Source organism: Anaeromonas frigoriresistens, from assembly GCF_016820655.1.
GTDB classification, from domain to species: domain Bacteria; phylum Bacillota; class Clostridia; order Tissierellales; family SIT17; genus Anaeromonas; species Anaeromonas frigoriresistens.
The window spans coordinates 24,281-44,213 of record NZ_WSFT01000037.1; the positions used below are offsets into that span (position 1 = coordinate 24,281).

Sequence of the window (19,933 nt, forward strand, 5' to 3'; positions counted from 1 at the left end):
AAGCATCTACCAACAATCGTGGTAGATGCTTTAAAATCTATCATTCTACTTTTCTTCTATTTCTTCTGTTAATTCAATAATTTGATCTATTACTGATCCAATGTACTCTATAGTATCTAATAAAGGTTTATCTGTAGTTATATCTATCCCTGCCATTTTAGCCAGTTCTACTGGTGTTTTTGTTCCTCCTGCTTTTAATACTTCTTTCCAATCCTCTACAGCTTTTTCTCCTTCATTTAATATCCTTTGACTAACTCCAGTTGCTACTGTAAGTCCTGCACTATATGTATAAGGGTATAATCCCATATAATAGTGAGGCTGTCTCATCCAGGTAAGTTCCGCACCTTCATTTATTATTACGTCATCTCCCCAAAATCTTTCTAATACATTTCTCTTTATTTCATTTAACTTTTTAGAATGAACACTTCCACCTTCATCAATTATCTTATAAACTTCTCTTTGATATGCAGCCTCTAATAAGTGAGTTACGAAGTTATGATAGTAAGTATTGCTAATCATCGAAGATAGTACCCATCTTTTAAGTCTTGGATTATCTTCTTTTTTAATAAGATAGTTACTTAGAAGCATTTCATTTATAGTAGATGGTGCTTCTATAAAGTAAAGGGATGGTGCTTCATTAAATAAACTATTATTTTCTTGAGCCATAACAAAGTGTCCTGCATGACCAAGCTCATGAACTAATGTGAATACTTCACTCATAAGTCCATTCCAGGTAAGTAAAATATATGGATGGATACCATAAGGTGTGGCGCAGAAGCCTCCTGTGGATTTACCAATATTTTGAGCAAAGTCAACCCATCTTTCATTATAGGATTTCATCACTATATCTAGATACTCATCTCCCATAATAGATAAAGCACCTTCTATATATTCTTTAGATTGCTCTATAGTTACTTCTGGGTCATAGTCAGGATCTATAGACACTTTAAGATCTGCAAAGGTTACTTCCTCAAGGTCATAGACCTTTTTTATAAGCTTAGCATACTTTCTCATATGGGGTGCTAGTTTATCCATTATAGTATCAATTTGTCTATCGTAAAGCTGCCTTTCAACCTTTTGGTCAAATAGTAAATAATCAAATACAGAAGGAAAATTTCTCATGTTTGCCATGATTTTTTCTTTTTGTACTTGAGTCTGATATGCAGTAGCTACTGTATTCTGGTATTCCTTTAGCTTATCAGAGAATTTATCAAATGCCATTCTTCTCAAATCTGTATTTTTATCTCCTTGATATGTATTTTCAAAAAGTACAAAACTAAGGGGATATTCTTTTCCATCTACCTCAAATTTAGGAAAATCCATATCTACTAATTTTGATTGATTGTATACTTTATAGGGTGCTTCTAATACTGGAGAAATACTAGCAAAGGCTTTCTCTACCTCTGGATGTAAAGTATGAGGTTTACTTCTTTTTATATCCTCAATATATACCTTATATTTTTTCGTTTTTTCTATGGCTTCATCTAATATTTTATCTTCTGCTTCTTTTAATTCACTCTCAATAAAGGTAACTCTACTTAACACTTCTGATAGTATGCTATCATTTTTTATAAGTCTAGCTTGATTTTTATCATCTGTTTCATCTACAGATGTTGCTAAATATGTAAAGTCATTTGTAAGCATTGCTTTCTGATATAATTCCTCATATTCTTCGATGCAATTTAATATGGTATCTGAGTTATTTAAGGATCCTTTATACTTCTTTTCGATTTCTTTTGATTTTTCTACTACTTCATCTAAAGCCTTTTCATATTCCTTTTCTGTTTCAAAAATGTGGGATAAATCCCAAGTAAGTTTCTCGTCTATCTCACTTCTTCTCTTCAATTCGTTACTCATACATATCTCCTTCTTTCTTTAAAATATATTAAATATACTTCTTTAATGTAGGATTGTCCCACATTTGATTTCATGCAAATATTCTGAATTAACTAACTATTGATATTATATCATAATTATTATCCTCTGAATAAGTACAATACTTAATTAGACATTTTGTTTTGATATCTACTTTAGTATTACTCTTCATATTCAGAATAAGCTTTCTGTCTAGAAGAATTAAAGTACTCTTTCAACATTATAGGTCCAGCTAATATTTTCTTACCTACAAATAGGGTACCATCCTTCTTAGTTTTAATTTCCCATTTAACTAACATAATATTTCCTTCTATAATTTCTATTGCTGTTATACCTCGAGGGTGAACACAGCTTCCATCATTAAAATATGGTGGCTCATGTGTTTCAGGAAAAACAGATCTATGAGTATGACCACAAATCATCATCTGATTTTCTTCTATTACCCATTTAGTTAATTTTTGACCCACAGACTTCTTCTTTTCATAGTCTTTTGCTGGACTTGTAGGATCATTTACTCCCCATATCTCCAAAGGTCTCCACAAATACTTCACTAAAAATCTTCTTAACCTCCACATCTTATCATTCATATAATCTATTTGATGTCCATGAACTAAGAAAATTTCACTTTCCATATCTTTATGCTTTAAAACTAATCCTTCATGAATATTTATATTTTTAAATAGTGGGATATATTCTTTTGTTCTCTGATCAAAATAATAGTAAAGATTATTCTTTATAAAGTCTTCATCTTTTTTTACCATATCATGATTACCATAGATAAAATACAATCTATCTTTCTTGTAAAATTCAGATAAAATCCAAAATATATCCTTGTGAACTCGGATAATTTCTTGCATTGTATTATTCTCCCAAAGTTCATCTCCATCACCGATTTCTATATATGTATAGTTTTCATTATAATAATGGGTTAGAGCTGTAAAATAGATATTTTGATTCTTAAAAAATGTATCTGCCCAGCTCCCATCACCTCTATGACAATCACTCATCAGAACAATTTTAGATGAATTATCATAGGAAATTCTTTCAGCTGATTTAAAAAGCTCAGATAAATGTTTAAAACCATACATTTTTACCTCTCCCTTATAAACTAAAATTTAATCCAGAGGGAATTTTCATTCCCTCTAAACTATTATTATATAAACTCACTTTTTATCCAAAAACCACTGTATTTTCATATATATCTCAATCAATTTTCTAATTTTACCTAAACTTTTAATATTTCGATATATTTCCGGTGATTGTTTTTGTAATGCTTGCATTTTATCAGACATATTTTCATAGTTATCAGTTATATACTTATAGTTATCACATAATTTTCTGTTTTTCATTTGCATAATTCTATCTGTTTCTTCAGTTCTAGTATAAGGCTGTGGTGCACGGGGTCTATTATATTTTAACCTTACTGTGTGTTTTTTTATTCTAATCTCATTGTCTTTATAATTTGCATTTCTTAATCCTTGAACAAATGAATTCAACATTATTTCATCTTTTAATTTAATTTTTATATCCATTGATAATTCCCATGGTTCTGAGTACATGCCAAGTATAAATCCCGTTAACCACCAATGCTTTCCTTTCCTTTTGAAAAGAATTCTCCCATCCTTCTTTAATGAATAGGATATTTCAAGCATATCCTCATCACTGGCACAATAGTAAAATGTTCCATTGAAAAAACCATAAATATTTAAATCTGGTCCTGTTGTATTATATACTCCTACTTCACATCCTGTAGTTAAATCATATTGTCCTTTCCAAAACTCAATCATCCATCTTTTATTGTCATACTCAAAGTATATAGGCTCACAATCTATAATCATACCTAAAGGTGCTGCGGCCTCATCATACAATCTACAATATCCCATCTTTCTTTGCCATGCATCCATATTAGAGTAGAATATATTTTGCTTTGGATCATAAGAATATCCACTAATATCTATTACTTTCTCTATGGTCTCATCATATGATTCTTCTCTTTTCTTAGTAAAAAACCCTTCTATAATCTTTATATGTTTTTTGGATATAAATATTCCTATTATAGATATAGTGAGTACAACAGCAATTAAAATCCATTCATCAAAAGTCCCATTACTTAACTTACTATTAGTATTTAATATAATTCCTGCTATCCTATTTCCAAAATTAATATCTATTTGCATAAAGATCACTGTATACAGATATAAGATCCCTTTAGAGAACCAATTCATCATAAAACCACTCCATATTTATTTTATATATTATTGTATTCTCCCTAGGGTCATTCTGCTATTTAGAATAATAGAGTCGTATTTTTAGACTATCCTCCTCGCTTACTTTTTTGTAACCCTTAAATGATAAAGTTCATATATTATATTAGCCTCAGCTAACAAAGTTAGCTTAAGGTAACTTTTATATTTATTCGATTAATAATTAAATTAAAGGAGGATTTTAATATGAATACTAATTTAATTTCACTAGATAGATTACCGATAGGTACTTTTGGTAAAGTTAAAAAGCTTAATTCAGAAGGTATCGCAAGAAGAAGAATGCTAGATTTGGGTCTTATAGAAAATACAACTGTAGAATCTTTAAGAAAAAGTCCTGCAGGAGATCCTATCGCCTATGAAATCAGAGGTGCTGTAATTGCTTTAAGATCAGAAGAATCATCAAAAATATTTGTAGAAATAGTTTAATGTTATAAATAAAGGAGGTTTAATAAATGGGTTTAACAAATCAATCAACAGGTACTGGTGCCTTAAAAGAAATGTTTGAAGTAGAATTAGAATCACTGGAGGATATAGTTGTAGCCTTAGCCGGTAATCCTAATACTGGTAAAAGCACAGTATTTAATAGTTTAACAGGCCTTAATCAACATACAGGTAACTGGCCTGGTAAAACAGTTACTAATGCTCAAGGAAAATATAAATATAATTCTAAAAGATATATTTTAGTAGATCTACCAGGAACTTATTCCCTATTAGCAAATTCTGCAGAGGAGCAAGTAGCAAGGGATTTTGTGTGTTTTGGAAATCCCCATGCCACAGTGGTAGTTACAGATGCCACTTGTTTAGAAAGAAACCTTAATTTAGTTTTACAGATATTGGAGATAACAAACAAGGTTGTAGTATGCGTAAATCTTATGGATGAAGCAAAAAGAAAAAAGATCAATGTAGATCTTAAAAAGTTATCTGAAATATTGGGAGTTCCAGTGGTGGGAACTACTGCAAGAAGTGGTCAAGGACTAGATAAGCTAAAAGATACAGTACAAAAGGTCGCTAAGGGAGAAATAGAAACTAATCCAATTAAAATAAAATATAATAAAATCTTTGAAGATGCTATAGAAGATATAAAGGAGTATTTAGATAACACAGTAGAAGATAAAATCAATACTCATTGGACTTCACTCCGTCTAATAGATGGGGATCAACCTCTGCTAGATTCAATGAATGAGTATCTTAATATAGACTTATCAAAGGATGAACTCTTAAAACAGAAATTAGAGTCTGTCCATGCTAATTTATATAAAGAAAGTATACGAGACCATATAGTATCTTGTATTGTAAAGACTGCTGAAGGTATAAGTAAGAAAACAGTGTTAACAGAAAAGAAAAAACATAATGAAATAGACCGAAAATTTGATAATGTATTAACATCTCGAATCTTTGGTCTACCTATAATGATTGCCCTATTAGGAATTATTTTTTGGTTGACTATTCAAGGGGCAAACTATCCATCCGCCATGTTAGCCCAAGGGCTATTCTGGATTGAAGGACAATTAACTATATTCTTTAATTGGTTAGGTACTCCCACTTGGATACACGATATCTTAATACTAGGTATGTATCGTACATTGGCATGGGTTGTATCCGTTATGCTTCCACCAATGGCTATTTTCTTCCCTATATTTACCTTACTAGAAGATTTGGGATATTTGCCTAGAGTAGCCTTTAATTTAGATCATTACTTTAAAAAAGCTTGTGCCCACGGAAAGCAAGCCCTTACAATGTGTATGGGTTTTGGGTGTAATGCTGCCGGTATCATTGCTTGTAGAATAATTGATTCTCCAAGGGAGAGATTAATTGCAATAATTACTAATAATTTTGTTCCTTGCAATGGTAGATTCCCTACTTTAATAGCTTTAGCTACTATTTTTATAGCCAGCGGAGCTGGTGCTTTTAATTCTGTAGCAGCTACTTTATCTATTTTAATAACTATTATATTAGGAGTATTCATTACTCTTATGATATCTAAAATATTATCAAAAACAATTTTAAAAGGATTACCTTCTTCCTTTACATTAGAATTACCTCCCTATAGAAAACCTCAAGTAGGAAGAGTAATTGTTAGATCTATATTTGACCGTACTTTATTTGTATTAGGTAGAGCAGTAGCAGTAGCTGCTCCTGCTGGTTTAGTTATTTGGGTGATGGCAAATATAGCTGTAGGAAATGTTAGTATATTAACCCACTGTGCTCAATTTTTAGACCCATTTGCTAATTTATTAGGTTTAGATGGATATATACTGATGGCGTTTATATTAGGGTTACCTGCTAATGAGATTGTCATCCCAATATTAATAATGAGCTATATGTCTAAGGGATCGATGCTAGAATTAGATAGTTTATCTGAAATGAGACAATTATTTGTAGATAATGGCTGGACTTGGTTAACTGCAGTATGTACGATGTTATTCTCATTAAATCATTGGCCTTGCGGAACTACTCTTTGGACCATACGGAAAGAAACTCAAAGTCTGAAATGGACTTGGGTATCATTCATAATTCCTACTATCACAGGTATAGTTGTTTGTTTTATAGTAGCTCAAGGTGCAAGATTACTTGGATTAGTATTATAAATAAAAAAATAACCACAAAAATTGTGGTTATTTTTTATCTATAAATTTCTTGAAACTTTCTACAGTTTCTTTATCTTCTCCTTCTAAATACTCTTCAGGTATATCAAAGGTGTCTAACTGTATATTCTCATCTATCATTAATTGTTGTAATTCTTCTATGAATATACCTCTCTTTCCTAAGGTATCACAGGAAGGGCTTCCCATTATTCCTAATATCCCTATGATTTTATATTCATGATTTAAGTATTCTTTCATTTGATTTACTACTTTAGATGCAAGATTTGTACAAATTTCTCTATATTCAGGTGTGTCATATTCCTCTTTTGTTTTTGGTGGGCGATCTTCGCCTAAAAATGTAAATTCAGGACAAGGTAACTGAATAATAGATATATTATTATCTATTATTACTCTAATGATATCATTAAAAGCCCCTTGGGCTCTCTCCCATTCCCTTATTACTGAATTCTGATTTAGTACACAATGAGCTATGTAGATAATCTGTTTTTTCCTATGCATTTTTAGTCCCTTTTTTAAAAATTAAATCTTTAGGCATCTTTTGAACAATAAATACTACTAATAAACAACTAACTATCTTATCTATAATATTACCCGTAACTCTAGGGATAAATGCTGCAGTAAATATTTTTTGTCCACTAGCTAAAAGCCATGCAAATATAACATCAGTTCCTCCTCCTGTTACCCCTCCATATACCAGTACAGCAATTGGTGTTCCTATTAATGGAGCTACTACAGATAAAATAAGACCTGTTATGATTGCATTCTTTATATTGAATTTGTATTTCTTAGCAATAAATCCTACAATGAGACCAATTACAATATTAACAATTGCAAAAGGTATATTTTTAGGATTGGTAATCATTCCTTGAATAATATTAGTTAATCCTCCTGTTAATGCCCCGGCAAAAGGTCCTAGGACTACTGCTATTAATATAGTACCTATTGTATCTAAAAATAATAGTGGGATTTGTAAAGATTGTACTACTGTTCCAAATACAATATTAATAACAATTCCCAACGAAGCTAAAATCATAGCATTAGTTGATTTAAAAGCTGAACTTTTCAATATAATTCCTCCTCAAAATAATATGTAGTATTACAGACTTAATTATAGTTATTTCCTAGATAATAGTAAAATAGAAATATTTGATATTATGAGGAAGAGGTATTCACTTTTTAAATAACATTAAAAAATAAAAGGTAATGGCTTATAAGCCATTACCCTTCTCTTTAATCTTCTCAGATTAAATTCACCTCTGTAATCAATATAATCATCCCCTTTCCTAATGATCTAACCGGTCAATTATATTATCTCACCTATATAAATAATTTGATAGGTAGAAAACAATTATATTTATTTTTTACTATATATGATCTTTTTAATAGTTTCTTCACTTAGGAAAAATCTATCAGCTATTTCATCAATGCATTTACCCATTCTAAACATTTCTACTATTATTTTATTTCTTTTATCTATAGCATTTCTAATACCACTAGAATAACCCCAACCAACCCTTTTACCTTTTTTAGGTATATATATTAATGTTCCATCAATGTACTTCTGAACTTCTTCTAATAGGTGGGCTGGTAATACTTCTATCCCTTTCTTGTAACTCAAATAACATTACCCCCTGTAATAATGATTTAGATTTTTCTATACAATTCATCTCTATAATCATTTTCCCACCTCCTAAAAATTAATTAAATATCTTTCTACTTCCATAATACCATATACTGATAATAAAGTAATTAAAATCCTTAGTATTGAATTCAATACTAAGGATTTTAATTAATCATATGATAGGTGTTATTAGTAAAACTTCTTCATTTTCATCATATATTCTATTAAATTGGGATATAGGTAGTGGATTTCTTCCTAGCCCGGTTTCAAATGTATATCCAGGTCTTCTATATACATCAATAAACCAGTCCTTATAGCCGGCGTAAGCTGCTGCATAAGGAACATCTGATAAAGTATAACCGGTTATATCAGAATAAATTTCTCCTATAGCCCGAGCTCTTGGAGGAGTAATATCAAGGTATTGCCAATAGATAACCCTCCCCTGAGTATGATAAGCTAACACAATATCAAAATCATTCTCCACTGTAAAGTCTACCATAGCTTGAGATTCTGGTTCTGAAAGTGGAGCTGGACCTCCATACCTTGTAGGTCCAGGACCTGTTACTCCTAGATCCTCTTCTTGGTCTTTAGCCTGTTGCCATTCAGCAGGATAGTTTCTATTCAAGTCAACTCCTCTGATATTTGCATTCCATACTTGAGAGAGAGGCTCCCCTGTATCATTCCATTCAAGAATATCTTCATAGTAAGGATTTTCAGGAGTTATCCCGTTTATTACTACATCTACTCCATCAGGATTTACCATGGGTACTATATAAATACTACTACTTTCCCAGATTTCAGGTACATTATATCCCCTTATAAAAGATCCTGTTACATAGGCTTGTAAAAATTTTTCAGCAAACTTCATCATTACTGGAGAATTAATCCACTCCAAGGAATGATGACTGGCATTATAAAATACTTTCCTAGGTCCCCTTCCTAATCTTAAATAGTAAAGTTCTCTTCCTAATACACTTTCTCCTGCACTACCTACTTCTAAGAAAGGATACCTTGCCTGTAATCCTCTGATGTTCATTTCCATAATATCGTAAGTATAACCTACATCTGTTAATACTACATCAATCCCATAGGGCACAGTAATCTGTGTTCCTACAATTAAATTGTTAGGATCTATCCCAGGGTTTGCCACCCTTATTGCATTTACAGTAGTATAGTATCTTCTAGCTATATTATAAAAAGTATCTCCTGGTCTAATGGTATAGGTGTCATATCCTTCGATAAATCGTTCTAATAAATTCCATGTGTTTGGCCCTACTATTCCATCCACAGTAAGACCATTATCTCTCTGAAACTCTATCACTGCCTGTCTAGTAGCATCTCCAAAGACCCCATCAATAGGTCCTGGATCATAGCCCACCTTGCTAAGAACACTCTGTAATAATTTCACATCATTTCCTGTAGAACCAAGCCTCAATGTTTCCATAGTTTCACCCCTATTATATTTCTCTAATATATAATATTAGTGGAGAGGTTTACTTGTGCTTAATCCTTAATATATATTTATCATTTTTTGCTTTCTTTGATTGAACTGAATGTTATCCAATTCACTATATCTTCGAATACTTCATTCTTATTTATCTCATTAATCATTTCATGTCTTCCACCTTCATAAAGTTTAATATCCACATTCTCAATACCTATATTCATATAAGATTCATATAATTTTCGAACTGATTTTCCATATTTTCCTACAGGATCATCCTTCCCAGATAAAATTAATATAGGAAGTTCTTTTGATATGTTATCTAGTCTCTTCTTTTTATATAATGTAGAAAGACCTGTAAAAAAATAATAAAAGAAACCTGTAGTAAATACTGTTCCACAATAAGGGTCTTCATCGTATTTTTTTACCTCTTTTTCATCAGAAGTGAGCCATGCGAATAGTGAATCGGAGTCATTTATTTTCTTATTATAGGTACCAAAACTTAAATTATTAATTAAATTACTCTTTTTCTTATCTCCATTTATTTTTCTCTCTATGCTAGATAAAACTCTACCTAAACTCACATCTACTCCTTTCATCATAGCAGAACCTGATAGTATGACACCTTGAATCTCATTTCCATATCTAATAATATATTCTTGAGCTATAAATGAACCAAAGCTATGTCCAAAAACAATTATAGGAAGCTCTGGATATTTATTTCTTATTAAGTTTTTAATAATGCTCTGATCCTCTACAATATTATTAAATCCATCTTCTCCAATATACCCCAGTTCCTCAATTCTGCCCGCTGTCTTTCCATGACCTCTATGATCATTTGCATACACAATGAACCCCTTATTATTAAGATACTCAGCAAATTCTTTATATCTCTCTGCATGTTCAGCCATTCCATGAAATATATGTATAACTCCTTTTGGGTTCACTACATCATCCCAACAATAGACGTAAACTTTATAGTTGTCCTTTCCAGTAATATAGAAACTATTTTCTATATTCATTTACTTACCATCTCCTTGGAAGTATTTATTTAAATAGTCTTAAAATAACGTCATTTGTTTATTATCATACTTTCTTTTTATTTCTTGGCGTATATCTGACATTTTATATAGTAATCCGTATTTTTTACATTCTGAAGCTAATACTTCATATAACTTCTTCTCATTCACAGATGTACATTCATAACTATCTCCATATGTATTAATGTATTTTTGTTTTAATCCAGGAAATAATTTATCTAATTGTTTGTAATAGTATATTCTTTGATTTTGCCGTAATGTTACTGCAAAGTATCCAGTAACATATTTTGCTCCACTTTCATATGCAGCCCGTACTATACTCTTAACATTTTCTTCTGTATCATTTATGAATGGTAGTATTGGCCAAATATGTACTCCTGTAAATATCCCTTCATCAGATAGCCTTTTTAGAGCTGTGAATCTATCTGATGATACAGTAACATTCGGTTCTACTTTTTTGCAAAGTCCATCATCATAAGTGGTTATAGTAAACTTTACTACTACAGGTGAGTGAGTTTTTATCTTTTTTATTACATCTATATCCCTAACTACCAAATCTGATTTTGTAAGAAGACTAGACCCAAAACCATATTTATTTATCAACTCAAGGGCTCCTCTCGTTAATTCATGTTTTTCTTCTAAAGGATTATAAGGGTCACTCATAGCTCCTGTTGCTATTATTCCTTTTTTTCTTTTTGACATTAATTCTCTTTCTAAAAGTAAAAGCACGTCCTTTTTAGCCCTCACTCTATCAAAATTAAGAACTTGATAACAAGAACTCCTTGAATCACAATATATGCATCCATGACTGCAACCTTTGTATATATTCATATTATAATTACTGCCAAACCAAGTATCTCCATCAGACCAGCTAGATAATATCTGTTTTGCATCTATAAATTCCATCTTAATCCTTCCTCCACTTAAAATCTCCTTATAGTATATATCTTTATTCCTCCTTGCCCTAACTTAACTCTAATTAACTATTAAATCATTTCTTCTTTAAAATATACTCAAAAAATCCTGAGATGTGCTTTTTACCATCTATAAACCGTTCAATGATTTTCTTTTCTTTATATATAATATCTGAATCAACAAAAAACTCTTCAACTTCATTACCTTCATAATGAGCAAATAATATCTTACCTTCTTTATCATCTTGTAAAAATTCTCCCTTATTCTGCACTAATCCTTCACAATATGTAGAACATTCATAAGATAAAAAGTTTACAAATAATAATCCTCCACTTTTCACTACTCTTTCTAATTCTTTCATTGCAATTTTACAATCTTCTTTTGGCATATGAACTGTAGTATTGTATGTATATACAAAACTAAACCTTCTATCTTTAAATGGCAGTTCGTTCATATCACCTTCTATGATGTTTAAATCAACTTTATTTCTTTTACAGAAATCATTTGACTTATCTATTTGTTCTTTAGATATCTCTATTCCATATGTCTTATAACCATATTTTTTAAAAATGAAAAGTGGAGGATAATCCCCTCCTGCACCACAGTCCAAAACTTCTTTATCTAATGAACTTGTATTACAATATTTTAGAAAATTATAAATAGATGCTGGAGCTACAAATTTATCCATAAAACTCCCCCTTGAACTATGTGAATTCTTATTCCCTAGGTTCAAAACTCTTTATGTAATTAATTCTTTTCTTCCCAGGATTATAGCACTGGCACTGTTACCTATTATTATTTTATTACTATGTTGTTTGACTAAAAATTCTGAAAATCTTGAGCGTTTAACTATATCCAATAATTTATATGTATTACCCCTTGCTATATAAATCACTTTACATTCTGATGCTATACTCCAGTCATCGTATAAATCTATCTTTTTTATATTAGTTATCCCATAATTAAGCATTTATTCTTTAAAGAATTCAAGATAAGATGTCTCTGATCTTGTAGTTGCCGAGGGTACAAAGCCAATTAAAGCTTCCTTTGTCATATGAGATAACCATTGTTTATCTATTTCTTCTGATTCTGGGTAATAACTACCACCATTTAATATAATCATTTTCTACTCCTTAATTTATTCCGGGTGTTTTTATCACTCTTTAACCAATGGTTTATTCCTTTTCCAGCATAGGGTTCATCTTTATATCTTGGAGTTACATGTAAATGGGCATGAAAAACAGATTGTCCCCCAACTTCACCAACATTCCATCCCACATTATATCCATCTGGATTAAACTCTTCATCTACAATCCTTTTTACCTCATGAAGCATATCGTATGTTGCTTCCCATTCATCTTTACTCAAATCAAATACCGTTTCTCTGTGCTTCTTAGGTATAATTATTCCTTTACCCTCAAGGTTATGATTATAGTATTGCATATAAATGCAATACTCATTTTCTAACACTACCTTTGCCATCGAGTCACCTTTAAAACCACAAAATGGGCACTCTTTCATAATATTTCTTCCTCCTTATTTCATAAAAGACACTATAAATATATCAATTCTTAAACTAAACTTTTTTCTAAACCTACAAAAGCAAAACTATTTTCATTATACTCTTTATCTCCATATACACCTAAAACTTTATCAAATCCTGCATTTGTCCAAAACCTCAGAGCTTTCCAGTTTTTCAAGTAAACTCCTATGCTAATTCTTCTATAGTTAAGTACTCCTCCTTCTTTAGAAATAAAATCTATAACTTCTTGAGCATAACCTTTCCTTTGATAATCGGGAGCAATCAATAAAATCCCAATAAATAATGTATCTTCTGTTGGATATCCGTGATATGTATCAAAGAAACCTATTATTTTACCTTCTTCTTTGAGATATATTGATTTTAAGGTATATTGTTCTATACTAGCTTCTGGGGTTGGTGGTAAATCTCCTTCTTTAAAGCACTTTTCAATATAATTATTAGGGAATTTACTTCCTTCGAGATATTCCTTATCTCCCTTATTCCATACTTCACATATTTCCTGTAAATCTTCAGACTCTTTTCTTGTTGCATTTCTTATATATAAGTTTTTTGTTTCTTCTTCCCTTTTTAATAATCTTCTCTTTTCCATAACAATCTTCCTCCTTTTTATTAATAACTTAATCTATTTACATTATTTTAAACATGGTTTATCATTGTTTATTAATTATATAAATATAATATTATAAAGTTTGTTTATTTTCAATATTTTCTAGCTATTTCAATACATAATAAAAAACATATACCACTAAGATTTAAATCTTAGTGGTATATGTTTTTTATTAACAAATATATTTTACTTATATGTTAAAATCTATAAAATTAACTATCTCCTCTATATTTTTCTTTTTTCTGAAATCTAATATATTTTTGTTGCTCTTCTGTTTTGCATCTATCATCTCCATAATATGCCTCCAACATATACGATTTCAGATTCTATTCCATTACCTCTACAAGTTCGAATAACTCTACTATAAAGATGGTATCGTCTGTTAAATCTTTATCTTTAACGGTGTTGTACCAAGCTATACAATGATCCTTTTGAAACCTTTCAATATCTTCTCCATCACCTTCTCCCCTTACTAATCTCATATCTGGATTTCCAAAGGTAGTTTCGAAAATATCTAAAATTCTAATATTACATCTTGGTTCTTCTTCATTATTAAATACCGTTACAATTTTACCCTTTCTCCCAAATACTTCTTCCAATTCCTGTTCCTCATAAAGTATTTTAAAACTACAAGTGGCTGTTTTCATTCCATCAATAATTTGTTGGATTAACATCTCTCCAACTCCATTATCTCCATCCCATCCAAAGTATGATTTGTCTTCATAAATTTTCATAGTGACCTTCTCCTTTTATATGTTACTTATCTTTAATTTACATAATAATGGACTTAATTCCTTCAAGGTATTAATCACTTCTATATTATCTTTACTTCCATTATATGTTCCTGCTCGATCTAACCATATTGCCTTCATCCCTGCTTCGCTACTTCCAATCGCGTCTGCATCCCATCTATCCCCTATATATATGCAATCCTGAACATTAACTTGTGCTTTTTCACAGGCATGTAGGAATATTTCTCTTTTAGGTTTAGCAATCCCTAATTCATTAGATGTAACTATCACCTTAAATAAATCAAATATTCCTGTATTTTTTAGTTTATCTGTCTGTTGTGGAAAATAGCCATTACTAATTATTCCGAGTTGACTACTTCTTAAGTTGCTTAAACACTCAATTACATCCTCATACAATCTCCAATTATTTTCATAGGCTTCTAAGTATGTATTAAATGATTCTTCAACTTCTTCATCACTCAAATCTACATCGAATTTCTTATAAAAAGCCTTCATACGCTCTACTCTTTGTTCAGAATGAGATAACTTTCCTTTTAAATATAACTCATAATACTTTTCTAAATTTTCACTCCACACTTTATAAACTTCCTCTTCGCCATAACCCCAATCTATACTCTTTACTTTTATCATTCTTATTAAAGCCTTCTTAACTGCCGAATCATGATCTAATAGTGTTCCATCCAAGTCAAAGAAAATCATAAATACCTCCTCATTTTCTCTATTACTTATTCTATTACTTCTTCCTTCCAAAGGATGCTCCTGTAGCAAATACTATAATCTTTTTAGAGCATAAAACTTATACCTAAGCTCATAAGAATCCCAAATAATATGCTATATATAATCATTTCTAGTTGGAATTTTAGAAAAAATTTCTTAATTAAATATTCCTTTTTAAAATAAACAAAACCTTCTATATTATCTATAAAGGGAGATGTAGAAGCTATATGTGTATATATAAATACTAAGCTGCTAAAAAAGGTAAGTTTTAGTATAAATGATAATTCTCCTAAAGCATTTAATAATGGAAAAAGTACAAGTGACATTAACAATCCTCTTAGAATTTGAGCTGGTAAAAAACAAAGAGAAACATGGATACTCTCTTCTTTATTTGACATATCTCTTAAAAAATCACAATGTCTTTTCTTGCTTTCATAAATATCTTTACTGAACTTCAAAGCTATTGCTCCTGCAATTGTATATGCTAACCCATGAGCTAATACAAATAACAAACTAAACTTTATATAATACATCACATAACCTCCTCATATTTTATTACTCTATACAACTTATCGTATCTAAATATATTAACTAATGCTTCCATCTTCTAATCCTTTCCTAACTATATCCTTTATCTAATTTTTATTATTATGTTTTGCTTCATAGTAAGCTATTCCTAAGGGTTTGGCTTTCTGTACGTGTTCAATAATTTGTGCAATGTATTCCTTGTCTGTCCAATCATTACTAGATCCAACTGCTTCCATTAAAGCTCTTTCCCACGGCTCATATGTATTTGAATCTTTTTTCTCAACTGCTTTTTTTAATAAATTACATAATGTGCGGTCTTTCCATGACATATCTTCTTCATTCCATGCACCTCTACAATAAAAGCAGGGAATATGTGATAATTCCATCTTAAAATTACGTTCTCTTAATTGAGTCATTGCATTTTCATCATAGGGAGATGCTCCTACTGCAAAAACAATAATATCCTTATCTTTTAATCTTCCATAATTTTTTTTAATAAAAGAAATACCTGAAATTCCTGTGGCATATATACCGCCTCCAAGGATGATAACATCGTATTTTTCTACCTCATCAATTGTAGCTTTTTTTGTTTCAATTATGTCACAAGAAAATTCTTCAGATAACCACTCTGCATATTTTTTCGTTGCCCCATACTTAGACTGATAAATTACCACTATGTTATTCATATCTTCTTCCCCCTACTTTAATATATTTTTCCTTATCTCACATATAAATACAAAACACTCTACTACGAGATAAAATTTTACGATTCTAATACATTATCTTACAATATAGTATTAGATTTATACTTATTTATAAATTTCATATACTTGTATAACTTAACCTTTAAAAAAGTGAGCTCTAGAGATTACCTCATATATTTCTATTTTCACTTAATAATATATCTTTAGATGTATATTACTACCAAATGAAAAGTTTTAATATCAACCAACTAACTCCTGAACAAATAGTTATACTTATAATAGCAAGGATAAGACCTTTTCCTAAGCTACCATTAATATGATATCTATAATCTTTATATGAATCATTATCTTCAGTTCCTGGAATTATTAGATATTTTGGAGTAATAGTACAAAATATTAACCAATCCATAATTAATAAGTCAAATATATTCCAGGTCATAATCACTATGAAGCTATGTAGGAATAAAATTGAATATCTTGTTGCGTGCATTGAGTATGCCATTGTAATAGTTCCTAATAAATAAACTATTAGAATAACAAACATAGGAATAGCTAGTATATTGAACTTCTTCTTCTCTTCTTTGGTTTTTGGAACTACAGTTTTTCTTATCTCTAGAGGATAGTTATGTAGCTCAAGTCTTGGATTTATTATTTGAATAAATGTCACCATTGCACCAAATAAAACTGAAAAAATTATACCTTCAAGTAAAGCTCTTCTAAATAATATAATAATATCATCTCCTTTACTGTTAGTTTACTTCCCCCTACTTTAATATATTTTTTTATCACTAATCTTCTTATCTAAATTCCATTGTTGTAATTCATATTAAAATGATTATTGTTATAATATTCATATAATTCTATCTTTATAATGAAAATACCTTTTATATTATTCAATATAACTAGAAGCCCTCCAATATATATTGAAGGACTTCTAATTATTTACTTATTTTACCTTGATTCTTTGTATAAATTCTGCGTTTATTAACTCATTCCCTTTTTTTGTTTCTATCTCAATCCAATTATTATTAACTTCAAGTATTTTTCCTTCTACATTGATACCAAAGGTACCTGTAGATATCTCACATTGCTTTCCTATATACTTATTTATAATTTCATTTATCATAATTCTTACATCTCCTTTATTTTTTATTTTCAAAACTACTCCTTTTATTGCACTTCTTTGCTGAGGTAAAATAATAAAAAACAATACAAACATAGGAAAAAATATAGCAATCCAAATTGCAGGGTTCAAATAGGTATCCTCCTTTTATTTAAATCTTAAAAATCAAATTCATATAAGTAATACTCAAATTCTTTATTATATCCAAACTTCTCTGCCAAAGCTCTTGAACCAAAATTCTTCTCCATACATTCCCAGTAAGGCTCATATCCATTATCTTTACAATACTTCACAAATTGCCCTACAGCTTTAGTTGCAAGGCTTTTTTTCTATGTTCTTCTTTGGTTTTTATATGGGACTCCATAGAGTCTTCTATCATAAAGCTTGTCACACAGGAACATACTGCAGTATTATTATGTAAAATACAATATCCTACTCCATATTTAATAAAATCTTCTATTGAATCCCACCATTCATAAATAGCTTCTTTTACATATTCTAAGTCATATTTATTATTATTTAATAAATCCTCATCTACTTTTCTTAAGTTATATCCTTCTTCTAAAGGTATATGATCAAAGATAGTATCTTGAAGATTCTTATGTTTATAAACAAACTGCTTTGAGATTTCTATATTTCTATTCTCAAATATACTTCTTAGAGTATTATCCCATTCCTTACTGGTACCACTAAATTCAAAGCTATTTAATCCTAGTTCCTTAGCTCTTGGGTATATTTCTTTATCTATGAAATTATTTATATAGTCATTAAATTTAGGATTATTTTCATCTCCAACAAAGTAAAATCCTTCTATTCCTCTAGACCATACCATGCTAGTTTGAGGATTTTCTATATCATCTACAAATACCCAGCCAGGATTGTACCCTTCTACTACTGCTTTTATTTCTAGGTTAATAAAGTCCCCTCTTAATAAAGGCATCACTTTAGAAAATTCTTCTTTTCTTAATTCGTATATCATACTTTTATTCCCCCTTAAATCATACTATATTTTAAATATACCCTCTAATATCATCTTAGCTTTTCCTTGTAATATCACTCTATCTCCTTCTACTCTACATCTTACATAACCTGTCCTCTTTGATGCCTGAAATCCTAATACCTCTTCCTTTTGAAGCTTTTCTATCCAATAAGGTACTAAGTAACATATGAGTCATATATATTTCTTCCTTAATTACTTTAATCCCTTCTATCACACTAAATTATTTCATAATACTCTTAATATTTAATTGCTTTTTATATACTAATAATATATTCTAATTACAAAATCACTACATAGATATTAATTGATAAGGAGGGATTGATTTATGAACTTACTAAAAATCAATGACTTAACTGAAGGGGAAACCTTAAAGATTTTTGATCTAGCTGATAGGTTAAGAGAACAAAAGACTTCTAATATTTTACAAGGAAAAACTTTTGTTTTATTTTTCCCAGAAACCAGTTTAAGAACCAGAGTAACTTTTGAAAAAGGTATCAGTGATTTAGGAGGTAAAACTATTTTATTCCCCCCTAATACCTTAGATAAAAAAGAAAAGCTAGAAGATGTTATAAGTTATATGGAGAATTGGGTAGATGGAGTTATTGTAAGACATAAGGACTATTCTACAATAGAAGAATTAGCTAAGTACGCTTCTATTCCTATTATTAATGCAATGACATCCGAAAATCATCCCTGTGAAATATTATCAGATGTTTATTCAATAAGCAGAATAAGAGATAATTTCACAGATCTAACCTACACTTTTGTTGGAGAAGAGGGTAATATTTTTAATTCTTGGTTTAATATTTCAAAATTAATGAATCTTAATCTTCATCATATATCTCCTAATAATGATATAGAATTAGAGGATGTACTTAGAGTTACAGATATAATCCTAACAGATCCTCTTCCATCAGATCTAATAAATGATGAATATATAAGTAAATATCAAATTACATTAGAACGAATGAAATTAACAAAAAAGAACTCTTTATTAAATCCCTGTCCACCTTTTTTTAGAAATGAAGAAGTAAGTAAGGATGTAATAGATTCTGAATGCTTTGTAGGGTATGAGTTTAAGAAAAATTTAATATATGTGCAACAAGCAATTATTTTATGGTGCTTAGGAATATATGATATTTCTAGTATATAATGACTATTTATATTAGCATATTTATTCCATTATTACACACT

At 30.0% G+C, this 19,933-nt stretch carries 23 protein-coding genes and 1 pseudogene; 3 read left to right on the top strand and 21 right to left on the bottom strand.

What is annotated here, in order from left to right:
* Nucleotides 1–45: 45 nt before the first annotated feature.
* From pepF to GOQ27_RS09815, 3 genes are all read right to left on the bottom strand, one after another.
* A complete protein-coding gene (pepF, locus tag GOQ27_RS09805; RefSeq protein ID WP_203366683.1) occupies nucleotides 46–1,857 on the bottom strand; it encodes an oligoendopeptidase F in 1,812 nt (603 codons plus the stop codon).
* Nucleotides 1,858–2,036: 179 nt separating this feature from the next.
* Complete coding sequence (locus GOQ27_RS09810; protein ID WP_203366684.1) at nucleotides 2,037–2,963, bottom strand: metallophosphoesterase; 927 nt, start codon at nucleotides 2,961–2,963, stop codon at nucleotides 2,037–2,039.
* Nucleotides 2,964–3,038: 75 nt separating this feature from the next.
* Nucleotides 3,039–4,103, bottom strand: a complete 1,065-nt coding sequence (locus tag GOQ27_RS09815) for a DUF4474 domain-containing protein (protein ID WP_252187801.1) — start codon at nucleotides 4,101–4,103, stop codon at nucleotides 3,039–3,041.
* Nucleotides 4,104–4,325: 222 nt separating this feature from the next.
* Here GOQ27_RS09815 and GOQ27_RS09820 point away from each other — a divergent pair, with 222 nt between their 5' ends.
* Together GOQ27_RS09820 and feoB are read left to right on the top strand one after the other, a co-directional pair.
* Complete coding sequence (locus tag GOQ27_RS09820; protein ID WP_203366685.1) at nucleotides 4,326–4,565, top strand: FeoA family protein; 240 nt, start codon at nucleotides 4,326–4,328, stop codon at nucleotides 4,563–4,565.
* A gap of 26 nt (nucleotides 4,566–4,591) precedes the next feature.
* Entirely contained in the window at nucleotides 4,592–6,727 is a 2,136-nt protein-coding gene (feoB, locus tag GOQ27_RS09825; RefSeq protein ID WP_203366686.1) for a ferrous iron transport protein B, read from the top strand.
* Between the two features lie 27 nt (nucleotides 6,728–6,754).
* On the opposite strand, the gene GOQ27_RS09830 is transcribed toward feoB, so the two are convergent.
* The 18 genes and pseudogenes from GOQ27_RS09830 to GOQ27_RS09920 form a co-directional block, all read right to left on the bottom strand.
* Nucleotides 6,755–7,243, bottom strand: a complete 489-nt coding sequence (locus GOQ27_RS09830) for a CD3072 family TudS-related putative desulfidase (RefSeq protein WP_203366687.1) — start codon at nucleotides 7,241–7,243, stop codon at nucleotides 6,755–6,757.
* Nucleotides 7,236–7,811: a CD3073 family putative ECF transporter S component gene (locus GOQ27_RS09835; RefSeq protein WP_252187802.1), complete on the bottom strand. Its 576-nt coding sequence runs from the start codon at nucleotides 7,809–7,811 to the stop codon at nucleotides 7,236–7,238. The genes GOQ27_RS09830 and GOQ27_RS09835 overlap by 8 nt, the downstream gene beginning before the upstream one ends.
* Before the next feature lie 288 nt (nucleotides 7,812–8,099).
* Nucleotides 8,100–8,363: a CD3324 family protein gene (locus GOQ27_RS09840; protein ID WP_203366688.1), complete on the bottom strand. Its 264-nt coding sequence runs from the start codon at nucleotides 8,361–8,363 to the stop codon at nucleotides 8,100–8,102.
* A gap of 175 nt (nucleotides 8,364–8,538) precedes the next feature.
* Nucleotides 8,539–9,810 (bottom strand): M14 family metallopeptidase, encoded by a 1,272-nt coding sequence (locus tag GOQ27_RS09845; RefSeq protein WP_203366689.1) that lies wholly within the window; start codon nucleotides 9,808–9,810, stop codon nucleotides 8,539–8,541.
* Nucleotides 9,811–9,890: 80 nt separating this feature from the next.
* On the bottom strand, nucleotides 9,891–10,832 hold the full coding sequence (locus tag GOQ27_RS09850) for an alpha/beta hydrolase (RefSeq protein WP_203366690.1): 942 nt from the start codon (nucleotides 10,830–10,832) through the stop codon (nucleotides 9,891–9,893).
* A 39-nt stretch (nucleotides 10,833–10,871) separates the two neighbouring features.
* The gene (locus GOQ27_RS09855; RefSeq protein ID WP_203366691.1) at nucleotides 10,872–11,756 is read right to left on the bottom strand and encodes an SPL family radical SAM protein; all 885 of its coding nucleotides are present in this window, start codon (nucleotides 11,754–11,756) and stop codon (nucleotides 10,872–10,874) included.
* An 85-nt stretch (nucleotides 11,757–11,841) separates the two neighbouring features.
* Nucleotides 11,842–12,453, bottom strand: coding sequence for a class I SAM-dependent methyltransferase (locus GOQ27_RS09860; RefSeq protein ID WP_203366692.1), 612 nt, complete (start codon nucleotides 12,451–12,453; stop codon nucleotides 11,842–11,844).
* A 51-nt stretch (nucleotides 12,454–12,504) separates the two neighbouring features.
* Nucleotides 12,505–12,735 carry a Type 1 glutamine amidotransferase-like domain-containing protein gene (locus GOQ27_RS09865; protein WP_203366693.1) on the bottom strand — a complete coding sequence of 77 codons (231 nt, stop codon included), beginning with the start codon at nucleotides 12,733–12,735 and terminating at the stop codon, nucleotides 12,505–12,507.
* Nucleotides 12,736–12,888 carry a hypothetical protein gene (locus GOQ27_RS09870; RefSeq protein ID WP_203366694.1) on the bottom strand — a complete coding sequence of 51 codons (153 nt, stop codon included), beginning with the start codon at nucleotides 12,886–12,888 and terminating at the stop codon, nucleotides 12,736–12,738. It lies immediately after the preceding gene.
* Nucleotides 12,885–13,286, bottom strand: coding sequence for an HIT family protein (locus GOQ27_RS09875; RefSeq protein ID WP_203366695.1), 402 nt, complete (start codon nucleotides 13,284–13,286; stop codon nucleotides 12,885–12,887). Before GOQ27_RS09875 ends, GOQ27_RS09870 begins: the two co-directional genes overlap by 4 nt.
* 50 nt (nucleotides 13,287–13,336) lie before the next feature.
* Entirely contained in the window at nucleotides 13,337–13,897 is a 561-nt protein-coding gene (locus GOQ27_RS09880; RefSeq protein ID WP_203366696.1) for a GNAT family N-acetyltransferase, read from the bottom strand.
* A gap of 344 nt (nucleotides 13,898–14,241) precedes the next feature.
* The gene (locus GOQ27_RS09885) at nucleotides 14,242–14,649 is read right to left on the bottom strand and encodes a hypothetical protein (protein WP_203366697.1); all 408 of its coding nucleotides are present in this window, start codon (nucleotides 14,647–14,649) and stop codon (nucleotides 14,242–14,244) included.
* 15 nt (nucleotides 14,650–14,664) lie between these two features.
* The gene (locus tag GOQ27_RS09890; protein WP_203366698.1) at nucleotides 14,665–15,417 is read right to left on the bottom strand and encodes an HAD family hydrolase; all 753 of its coding nucleotides are present in this window, start codon (nucleotides 15,415–15,417) and stop codon (nucleotides 14,665–14,667) included.
* 32 nt (nucleotides 15,418–15,449) lie between these two features.
* A complete protein-coding gene (locus GOQ27_RS09895; RefSeq protein WP_203366699.1) occupies nucleotides 15,450–15,917 on the bottom strand; it encodes a hypothetical protein in 468 nt (155 codons plus the stop codon).
* 102 nt (nucleotides 15,918–16,019) lie between these two features.
* A complete protein-coding gene (locus GOQ27_RS09900; RefSeq protein ID WP_203366700.1) occupies nucleotides 16,020–16,598 on the bottom strand; it encodes a flavodoxin domain-containing protein in 579 nt (192 codons plus the stop codon).
* Between the two features lie 235 nt (nucleotides 16,599–16,833).
* Complete coding sequence (locus tag GOQ27_RS09905; RefSeq protein ID WP_203366701.1) at nucleotides 16,834–17,286, bottom strand: hypothetical protein; 453 nt, start codon at nucleotides 17,284–17,286, stop codon at nucleotides 16,834–16,836.
* Between the two features lie 276 nt (nucleotides 17,287–17,562).
* Nucleotides 17,563–17,871 carry a DUF6897 domain-containing protein gene (locus GOQ27_RS17150; RefSeq protein WP_252187803.1) on the bottom strand — a complete coding sequence of 103 codons (309 nt, stop codon included), beginning with the start codon at nucleotides 17,869–17,871 and terminating at the stop codon, nucleotides 17,563–17,565.
* Nucleotides 17,872–17,897: 26 nt separating this feature from the next.
* Nucleotides 17,898–18,718, bottom strand: a pseudogene (locus tag GOQ27_RS09920) (GNAT family N-acetyltransferase).
* Between the two features lie 346 nt (nucleotides 18,719–19,064).
* On the opposite strand from GOQ27_RS09920, the gene GOQ27_RS09925 reads away from it, so the two are divergent.
* Complete coding sequence (locus GOQ27_RS09925) at nucleotides 19,065–19,892, top strand: ornithine carbamoyltransferase (RefSeq protein ID WP_203366704.1); 828 nt, start codon at nucleotides 19,065–19,067, stop codon at nucleotides 19,890–19,892.
* The last annotated feature ends 41 nt before the right edge of the window (nucleotides 19,893–19,933 follow it).

Bases quoted from the DNA above. Each gene is read 5' to 3' on its own strand.
- pepF (WP_203366683.1), bottom strand. From the start codon at position 1,857: ATGAGTAACGAATTGAAGAGAAGAAGTGAGATAGACGAGAAACTTACT.
- GOQ27_RS09810 (WP_203366684.1), bottom strand. From the start codon at position 2,963: ATGTATGGTTTTAAACATTTATCTGAGCTTTTTAAATCAGCTGAAAGA.
- GOQ27_RS09815 (WP_252187801.1), bottom strand. From the start codon at position 4,103: ATGATGAATTGGTTCTCTAAAGGGATCTTATATCTGTATACAGTGATC.
- GOQ27_RS09820 (WP_203366685.1), top strand. From the start codon at position 4,326: ATGAATACTAATTTAATTTCACTAGATAGATTACCGATAGGTACTTTT.
- feoB (WP_203366686.1), top strand. From the start codon at position 4,592: ATGGGTTTAACAAATCAATCAACAGGTACTGGTGCCTTAAAAGAAATG.
- GOQ27_RS09830 (WP_203366687.1), bottom strand. From the start codon at position 7,243: ATGCATAGGAAAAAACAGATTATCTACATAGCTCATTGTGTACTAAAT.
- GOQ27_RS09845 (WP_203366689.1), bottom strand. From the start codon at position 9,810: ATGGAAACATTGAGGCTTGGTTCTACAGGAAATGATGTGAAATTATTA.
- GOQ27_RS09850 (WP_203366690.1), bottom strand. From the start codon at position 10,832: ATGAATATAGAAAATAGTTTCTATATTACTGGAAAGGACAACTATAAA.
- GOQ27_RS09855 (WP_203366691.1), bottom strand. From the start codon at position 11,756: ATGGAATTTATAGATGCAAAACAGATATTATCTAGCTGGTCTGATGGA.
- GOQ27_RS09860 (WP_203366692.1), bottom strand. From the start codon at position 12,453: ATGGATAAATTTGTAGCTCCAGCATCTATTTATAATTTTCTAAAATAT.
- GOQ27_RS09865 (WP_203366693.1), bottom strand. From the start codon at position 12,735: ATGCTTAATTATGGGATAACTAATATAAAAAAGATAGATTTATACGAT.
- GOQ27_RS09870 (WP_203366694.1), bottom strand. From the start codon at position 12,888: ATGATTATATTAAATGGTGGTAGTTATTACCCAGAATCAGAAGAAATA.
- GOQ27_RS09875 (WP_203366695.1), bottom strand. From the start codon at position 13,286: ATGAAAGAGTGCCCATTTTGTGGTTTTAAAGGTGACTCGATGGCAAAG.
- GOQ27_RS09880 (WP_203366696.1), bottom strand. From the start codon at position 13,897: ATGGAAAAGAGAAGATTATTAAAAAGGGAAGAAGAAACAAAAAACTTA.
- GOQ27_RS09885 (WP_203366697.1), bottom strand. From the start codon at position 14,649: ATGAAAATTTATGAAGACAAATCATACTTTGGATGGGATGGAGATAAT.
- GOQ27_RS09895 (WP_203366699.1), bottom strand. From the start codon at position 15,917: ATGTATTATATAAAGTTTAGTTTGTTATTTGTATTAGCTCATGGGTTA.
- GOQ27_RS09900 (WP_203366700.1), bottom strand. From the start codon at position 16,598: ATGAATAACATAGTGGTAATTTATCAGTCTAAGTATGGGGCAACGAAA.
- GOQ27_RS09905 (WP_203366701.1), bottom strand. From the start codon at position 17,286: ATGGTGACATTTATTCAAATAATAAATCCAAGACTTGAGCTACATAAC.
- GOQ27_RS09925 (WP_203366704.1), top strand. From the start codon at position 19,065: ATGAACTTACTAAAAATCAATGACTTAACTGAAGGGGAAACCTTAAAG.